At 59.6% G+C, this 7182-nt stretch carries 8 protein-coding genes and 1 pseudogene; 4 read left to right on the top strand and 5 right to left on the bottom strand.

Going from position 1 to position 7182, the window contains the following annotated elements; genetic code table 11:
- Both ACR652_RS20935 and ACR652_RS20930 read left to right on the top strand, forming a co-directional pair.
- Positions 1-270, top strand: a 270-nt coding sequence (locus ACR652_RS20935) for an ATP-binding cassette domain-containing protein (protein ID WP_434508409.1), incomplete at its 5' end; no start/stop codon positions are given.
- Positions 271-1409: 1139 nt separating this feature from the next.
- Positions 1410-2426 carry a D-alanyl-D-alanine carboxypeptidase family protein gene (locus ACR652_RS20930; RefSeq protein WP_434508408.1) on the top strand — a complete coding sequence of 339 codons (1017 nt, stop codon included), beginning with the start codon at positions 1410-1412 and terminating at the stop codon, positions 2424-2426.
- A gap of 633 nt (positions 2427-3059) precedes the next feature.
- Here ACR652_RS20930 and ACR652_RS20925 read toward each other — a convergent pair.
- The 4 genes from ACR652_RS20925 to ACR652_RS20910 all read right to left on the bottom strand — a co-directional run bounded on the left by ACR652_RS20925 (position 3060) and on the right by ACR652_RS20910 (position 4151).
- Entirely contained in the window at positions 3060-3293 is a 234-nt protein-coding gene (locus ACR652_RS20925; RefSeq protein ID WP_434508407.1) for a hypothetical protein, read from the bottom strand.
- A 109-nt stretch (positions 3294-3402) separates the two neighbouring features.
- Positions 3403-3618, bottom strand: a complete 216-nt coding sequence (locus tag ACR652_RS20920; protein WP_434508406.1) for a hypothetical protein — start codon at positions 3616-3618, stop codon at positions 3403-3405.
- Positions 3619-3648: 30 nt separating this feature from the next.
- Entirely contained in the window at positions 3649-3918 is a 270-nt protein-coding gene (locus ACR652_RS20915) for a helix-turn-helix transcriptional regulator (protein ID WP_434508405.1), read from the bottom strand.
- Positions 3915-4151, bottom strand: coding sequence for a helix-turn-helix transcriptional regulator (locus ACR652_RS20910; protein WP_434508404.1), 237 nt, complete (start codon positions 4149-4151; stop codon positions 3915-3917). The genes ACR652_RS20915 and ACR652_RS20910 overlap by 4 nt, the downstream gene beginning before the upstream one ends.
- A gap of 1401 nt (positions 4152-5552) precedes the next feature.
- On the opposite strand from ACR652_RS20910, the gene ACR652_RS20905 reads away from it, so the two are divergent.
- Together ACR652_RS20905 and ACR652_RS20900 are read left to right on the top strand one after the other, a co-directional pair.
- Positions 5553-5978 carry a hypothetical protein gene (locus tag ACR652_RS20905; RefSeq protein WP_434508403.1) on the top strand — a complete coding sequence of 142 codons (426 nt, stop codon included), beginning with the start codon at positions 5553-5555 and terminating at the stop codon, positions 5976-5978.
- 151 nt (positions 5979-6129) lie between these two features.
- On the top strand, positions 6130-6357 hold the full coding sequence (locus ACR652_RS20900; RefSeq protein ID WP_434508402.1) for a hypothetical protein: 228 nt from the start codon (positions 6130-6132) through the stop codon (positions 6355-6357).
- A 733-nt stretch (positions 6358-7090) separates the two neighbouring features.
- Here ACR652_RS20900 and ACR652_RS20895 read toward each other — a convergent pair.
- Positions 7091-7182 (bottom strand): annotated as a pseudogene (locus ACR652_RS20895) (integrase core domain-containing protein); the annotation flags it as partial.

Raw genomic sequence — 7182 nt, 5'->3', positions numbered from 1 at the left:
AGCATGGCTCTGCCGGCCCTTGATCGTTATCCGCTGGAGCTCTCGGGCGGTCAGCGACAACGCGTCTCGCTGATGCGCGCCTTGATGCTCGACCCCGACATTCTTCTGATGGACGAACCTCTCGGCGCGCTCGACCCGATGCGCCGAGTTGCAGGATCAGCTCAAGGGCATCTTCCAAAGCCTCTCCAAAACGGTCGTGCTCGTAACGCACGATCTCGTCGACGATCATCCTCCTGCATCGGGGCCGTGTCGCCCCGGCCCGAGGTCTGAGGCAGGAAGCCACTCAGCTGGAATCGCTGCTGTATTCTCGAGCCACGTTGGGCGGTCCGCACTACGCCCGTGCTTCTTGACCAACCCAGCGTACGGCTCGGAATCAGGCTCAGCAATGGCTGCCTTGATCGTCGCCTATTCAATCAAGATCGCCTCAATGGGAACGGGTCGTGGTTCCGCACCTTGGGCGCTTTAGCGCTCTTAAGGCCCCCGGCTGTTCCTCATCATTCTGATTATCGACGTCGTCGCCGATTGGATTGACATTCCTGTGATCACCACCGCGTTCAAGGCAGAAAAGGCGCTCACCTAAGATACGGTATCGGTCGATGTTGACGCGTGTTGTTCTGGAAGGTGGTCGACCCCAAAATGGCGGCGCTCGAAGTGGTCGACTATGAAAGCGCCATAAACTCGACGGCTCAGAAGACTTGATCGGCGAAATTATGCTTTCGGATATTCTGGAGGGGCGCAAAAAATGAGCGCACTGAGTCGAGGTCGGGCGCACTAACTCCCTTCAATCCCTTTAGGGCGAAGGCCGGCATAATTCTCTACGCCTTTTGTTTGGTTCACCCCGCCATCCAGATGGCAAAACCCGTGCCAACTGCCGCTATGCAGACAATCCAAACCACTGGCATAAGATTCAAGTTGTCTCGTCCACTCATCGTTGTTTCCTCTCGCCGCCTCCACAGCACCGAAGGGGTCCCCTTGAAGACCAAGCGCTGTCGCCAACAAAACTTGCCTGGAGCGATGGCAGTTCCCCTGCAAATTGCGCACGCTCTGAGGCGATCTACTGGAGCTCGAATTGTGTTTCCTCGCGTCACCACCGATTAGAAGCGCTACTCTTCAGCGATGCAGCGGAGGGCAGGATGAGTAGCCGTGTCAGCTCCGATATTCAGAACACTATTGCCCGCAGGCCCAGCGGCTACAGCAGCACCAATCGAAGCCCCAATCGCGCTCCAATCCGACAAAGTCCTAACCGAAACCGCACCCGCACCCGCGGCGACGGCGTATTGATACCGAAAGCGTGCCGATGAGCATGCTTGCGGCGAGCTTCGCGGTAAGAAGCGTAGAGATTTGCATCCGGGTTGCTGAACCAAGGCGCGCTAAAATACGTGCTGCTGACCTCCCGGAGTTGCGCCGCAATGTTGAGACTTATCTTGGCCCTTGCGACAGCCCTCTTTCCCCTGGCTGTCTTCACGATGACCTGCGAGGCGCGATCGTCAATAGTCGCGCCGCACAGGCCCTATCATTCGGCCTTACACGTCCCCCTACGTAAGACGCACCATGGAGCTGGACAATCCGCCTTTGCAGCCATCGTGCTAGACGCAAACAGCGGCCGAACCCTATTTGCTCGGAACGAAGACGAGCTACGCCACCCGGCCTCCATCACGAAGGTCATGACTCTCTATTTGCTGTTCGAGCAGCTAGAGAGGGGGTGTTTGCAGCTGGATTCGCCCATAAAAATCTCGTCCCATGCCGCCGCGCAAGCTCCCTCAAAGATTGGCTTGCCTCCGGGTCAGACGATCGACGTCAGGAGCGCGATCGAAGCCGTGGTGACGAAATCGGCCAACGACGTGGCGGCAGCAATCGCCGAGGAGATCGGCGGCGACGAGCAGACATTCGCGCATATGATGACCGCTAAAGCTCATGCGATAGGCATGAGCCGCACATATTTTTCAAACGCCTCGGGGCTCCCTAGCGAAGGACAAGTCACCACAGCCAAAGACCTGGCGACTCTTGGAGACGTCATTCAGGAACACTTCCCGAATTATTTCGGATTTTTCTCGACTCGCGACTTCGCTTATCGCGGCCACGTGTATCGGAACCACAATCACCTGCTCGGGAAGCTTAATGGAATGGACGGCATCAAGACCGGCTTCATCCGCGCTTCGGGCTACAACCTCCTGGCGTCCGTCCGTAGAAAAGGACGCAACCTGGTCGCTGTCATTTTGGGTGGGCGCACCGCAGAATCACGCGACCAAGCCATGGCTCGGCTGATCGCGAACAACATAGGAAAGGCTTCTCCTGTGCGAACCGCCGTGGCGATTGCGCCAAAAGCTTATGCTAAATTCGCCCCGAGCGCTCAGAACTGCGAGACAGGGACATCTCCAGACGCGAGAGTGGATAGTGACAACGCTTCGGCATTGGGACGTGAATGAGGAAAGGAGCGGACATGCGAATGATAAAAAACGGTGCTGCTCGCGGCCGTGGCGTTCTTCGCAATGATAGTCGTCGCGAACGCCCTCGCACGCGTGCATATCGATCTCACCACGCAACGGAGGATCTGCAGACATCACACGGCGACTACACTTGGCGGGTTTCAACGGCTCGTTCTGGCTATCATACGCCCAAGGGCAGCTTTGCGCCAATCCGTATGGAGAGGCTGCATTATTCAGGCCGATATCACATGGAGCCTATGCTATATGCGATCTTCACCCCTTCAGGCAAGGTCCCTATGACTATTGGAGCAGGCCAAGGACTCCTGGCTGGTATCGGCCTTATTACTGACCGGGCGGAAGGCTGGCGACTCCTAAAAGAGAGCCGGAGCCGCCAGCCGTCGCGCCTGCGTTAGCCAGGCGGCGCGGGAGGCGAAGAACAACCTACCGCGCGGGTGGGAGGTATGACTCGCCGGTTAGCCTGGAATTGTGGATTCTACGTATCAAGCCTTCGCCTTCCTGCCCCGCCGGCCCGGGGAACGAAAGCCCCAGTCCGGCGGTTATCCGGAGGTCCAAGCTTTTGCCTCGCCCGGCCCAGCGCCGGGCTTTTTCCTGAGCCCTCGCCGTTCTCTGGGATCACGCCGAAGGCTTGAGCTTGCCACGTCCGGTCAGGCCGAGCGCCCTACGCACAGCGTGAGTATTTTTCCCCGAAATCACGAGCTCACCATTTTTCCGCATTTGCACAACAAGACCGCCTTGCGCGCGAATGCGCCAGCCTTCGGCTGATTCCTCGTAAGTAAGCTTCCCGTCCGAAATCCCCATGGACCGAAGCGTTTCGATGATTGTCGTGGGGCTTAGCGGCTCGGCCATCGCTCATGGGTTCTTTCGATCTTGGCACGCGCACAAACACCATACCATCGCTGTCTGAGACCACGACCCTTATGGCCAAGCGCCCTGGCAACGTCACCTGGCTCACTCGTCATTTCTGTGCGCTCGGTCTCTCCAACGGGATTGTCTCTCCGGTGTCCGCCCCGGCCGTTGCGCGCGCCCGTTCATAGCTGACAACGATGCGCAAGAGCACCATGGCCGCGAGTATCCCGTCTTCGCCGAGATCCATGCCTACAAGGCCCTCGGCAGTCAGCTGGAGCTTTTGGGCCGTTTCGGCCGTGAGGGTCATCTCAACTTTAAGCTTCAATCGCCAGTGCTCCCTTGCCGGCCCTAGCGGTTATTGCCCATCCGCCGCGCCGAGGCTCGACGCCGGCTCCTTGGGCTCGACCCGGTTGCGCAGGCGGACGCCCGCGCCGCCGCCGTCGGCGATGAACTCGGCGCCCGCCGCTTCGAGCGTCACTTCGAGAGCATCCGCCAAGCAATCGGCGACGCCGCGCCCCGCCTCAAAGTCCGCGACCGTCGAACCGCTCAGATCAGCCATGTCGGCGAGCTGCTCCTCCGTGAGTCCCAGTAGTTCTCTCGCCTCTCGGCACTGCACTGGGGTCATTCTGCCAGTCCCTTCTTGAGCCTCACGCACACGGTGTCGTCGTGCTCATCAAACTCGACCCCCGCCGCCTCGAGGGCCGCGCGGATGGCGGCGACAGTGCGCTCTTTCAGCTCCTCACCGGCCTCCAACCGATTCACCGTGTTCAGTGAAACGCCAGCCAAGTCGGCGAGCTGCTTCCCGGTGAGGCCAAGCGCGACCCGCGCCATTTTGGTTTGAACCGCACTGAGCGTCATGTTTAAAACTCGATTCGAGTTCAGGAAATGAATTCTTGTGCGCAAAATTCGCGTTGCTGACATGATTTCAACTACGCAACCCAACGCGGGGAAAGGCATTCCCGGTGATAGCCGGAGGCTTGCCTATGCGTGACCCTGCGTTCCTCTATTTCCTCCCCCCCGTTCGGTTTCTTGTGGCTCGGCTTCGCCGCCGCCCAGACCGCCCGCCGTGGCCGCCATCAACGGAGGCCATGGCTGCTGAAACACCCACCGGCGAGCCGCCGTTGACGAAGGGCAAGGCGCCGCCCAAGGATTCGCGCGGCGGCTGGAGCGTCCCGACCTCGCTGATAGTCGGAAGTGCAGGCGGCGGAATGAGGCGTCACTATGATCACTCAAAGAACTTTGCTGCCATCAGACTTGTCGGAGGTGGAATGAGCGCGACTTCTCAACTACGCCAGAGCAGCGAAGGCGGCCGAGCCGACGAAAGCTGAATCTCGAAGGCACAGCCGCCGCTACCTTCCCGACAGTCCCAATCTTTCGACCGCGCCGCGAGCGTGGGGGACGCGTGGGGCCGATTCAGGGATGGTCAGGGCCTTCGTCTGGGATCGTCCTTTGCACAATGTCTTAGGACGGCGTGGGCAGCTGCGAGAATTCAACAGGAAAATGGGCATCGCTACTCCCCGCAATCAGGCTGCCGGTCGCTGATTGCAGCGCGTCGCTGGACTCTCGGGGATTAGCCGCACGCGCATGCTCCGGTTCGCTTGTAAGCGCGAGCACGTAGCGTCTCTCAGCCGTCCACGCCTACAGGTTCGGGTTATCGACGACGGTTGCCACATGGACTTGCGATCCAAAGGCTAGCGCCAGGCGGTTGAGCGGCCCCCATGCGCTGCCCGCGGCGAAGAGCAGGCGGGAAATAGTGCGCGCGGCTGAGCCTTTCGCCTGGCTCGGCGCTCAATATGATACGCAGGACAAGAACCGTCCCCAGGATCAGACTTGTGTGTCGATCATTCTGCGCGCTTACCAGGCTGAGTCCTATGTATGAAACGCAGAACAGTGAATACGGTTTAAGCGCAACCGGGACGGGTATTCTACGTGACGCCATATGAGCGCCGACCACTCGCGCGTCAATTCGTCTCAATTCAGTCTAGCTTGCCATCGGTATGGCGAGCCGGCGATACCAGCCTTGTTGGTGAAGTCGCCTCTTTATCAGCCAAAACGGCCTGAGTGCGCTGGCCCGCGCTCGGGCCGAATTGGCAACCGTCAGCCCGAGTTGCAATTCACTCTGAGCGCCGTAGTTTATTCCCAAGCCATGCTGGCGAAGAGAACGCCCGAACCTCGGATGGACAGGCCGGGCGTTTTTTTTGCTGATTATCGGTTCAATGCGCCGAACCCGCGTTTTTACCGCCATTGAACGCAACGGCGATGGCCGAACCCGTGTCTAAAATTCCACCGGCGCGTCCACTTGATGCATCGGGCCCCGGCAGGGGCGCCGTGCGAAACCTGCTGAAACGGCGGCGACGCGGACGCGCCGTAATCGCCGATATCGGCGACGTTAGAAAGGACCGCAGACCCCGCAGGCGTCGCCGCGAGAAGGATGGCTACTGCGCCGAACATGGGCGCCTTGATACCAAAACGCATTTGATGTCCTCCCTTGAAATGCCCGCCTTCGTCGAGGCAGGTTTTAAGGCATTTAGGGCGCTCTGGCCAAGCTGGGAGGACAGGGTCGAAACTGGCGCAGATCAGGAGAAAATCACACCCGCAATCGACATATCGGCGGCGTTTTTTTCGATCTGGAAAAGAAAAAGCCCGGTTGGGCCACCGGGCTGGATAAGGGCATCCCTGGGATAGGTCACCCGCGAGACCAAGTAGGGCACCGACCAGGATCGGCAAGGCCCGACGGTTGGATGGTATCGGCGGGGCGCGTTTTATTGCTCTCCCTCCATAACGCCGAAAACGACAGTGCCTGCCTTTCTATTCGAGGCGGCACGTGGAACACTCAATGGTCGAAGCGCACCTCAAGCAGGCAGAGCGACACGCCGCCCTTGGCGAGGAAATCATCGCCGATCAGAAGCGGCGGATCTCTGAACTGGAGCGTAACGGGCCGACACAAAAGGCTCTCTGGAGCTCCCTCCAGCGGTTCGAGGAACCCCAAAGGATGCATCTTGCGGACCGTGACCGGCTTCGGAAGGAACTGAGCAAAATCCTCGGCGGGGCTGGCTTGCCCTAAGCCTGCATGTGCCGCTGACAAATTCCCCCGTTTTCCGTCATAACGCGCTGGAACCGAACGCTGTTATCCGCATTGCCCTCAGCGGCCCCTCGCTTGCCTGAGAACTCGCCATGCCGGAACAAGTCATAGCCCTCGCTGTCACCCTGGAGGCTTTTGTCCTTACGATCCTGACAGCGTTACAGATCGCAGTTTGAAAGTCTGCAAACGCCCCACCGGTATGAGGCGGCGGGGCGTTTTTTATCTCAGCACTTCCAGATCCACTCGCCGGTATAGTTGTTCGGCGGGGCGCTTTTTGCGTTTCGAGCAGAGCGTTCCTACACGTGGAGCAATGCAGACGGGGCTCCTATGCTCAGCATGGCGAGTAGGAAGCGCAGCATCTCGATTTTTCCATGGCAAACTCCCTCTTCCCTGACTCTTACTCGGGCAGGCGCCACGAAAATTCAGAGAACGCGGTTTCGTTCCTTGGGAGCAGCCTAAGTCGTCGGGAAGCAGTAGATTTCCTGCGCGCCGATCAGAGATAGCGCAGCACCAGAACCGCCCCGCCGAGGACCACGGCGATGAGGACCACGGCGATGAGGATGGAGCCGACCTCGGAGTCTGCGACAGGAGCGCGGATCATGCTAGGGCCTGTGCGCGTGGGTTCGAATGGCCTACGCCGGTTATACCACGAGAGCCACCGGTCGCGATCGCCGGCACGCTTCTCGGAGGATTCGAAGGGTATGGCGTAGGCCTATTCGCGTAGCATGATCTGGATGAAGCGTTCGGTCTTGCCATTGGTCTTAGGCGAGTAGGGCCGGGTGCGAATGGGCCGTATGCCGAGAATGC

Origin of the sequence: Methylocystis sp. (assembly GCF_051061225.1) — a bacterium.
Classification (GTDB): Bacteria; Pseudomonadota; Alphaproteobacteria; order Rhizobiales; family Beijerinckiaceae; genus Methylocystis.
The sequence above is the reverse complement of the archived record's forward strand: the minus strand, read 5'-3'. Positions and strand labels throughout refer to the sequence as shown.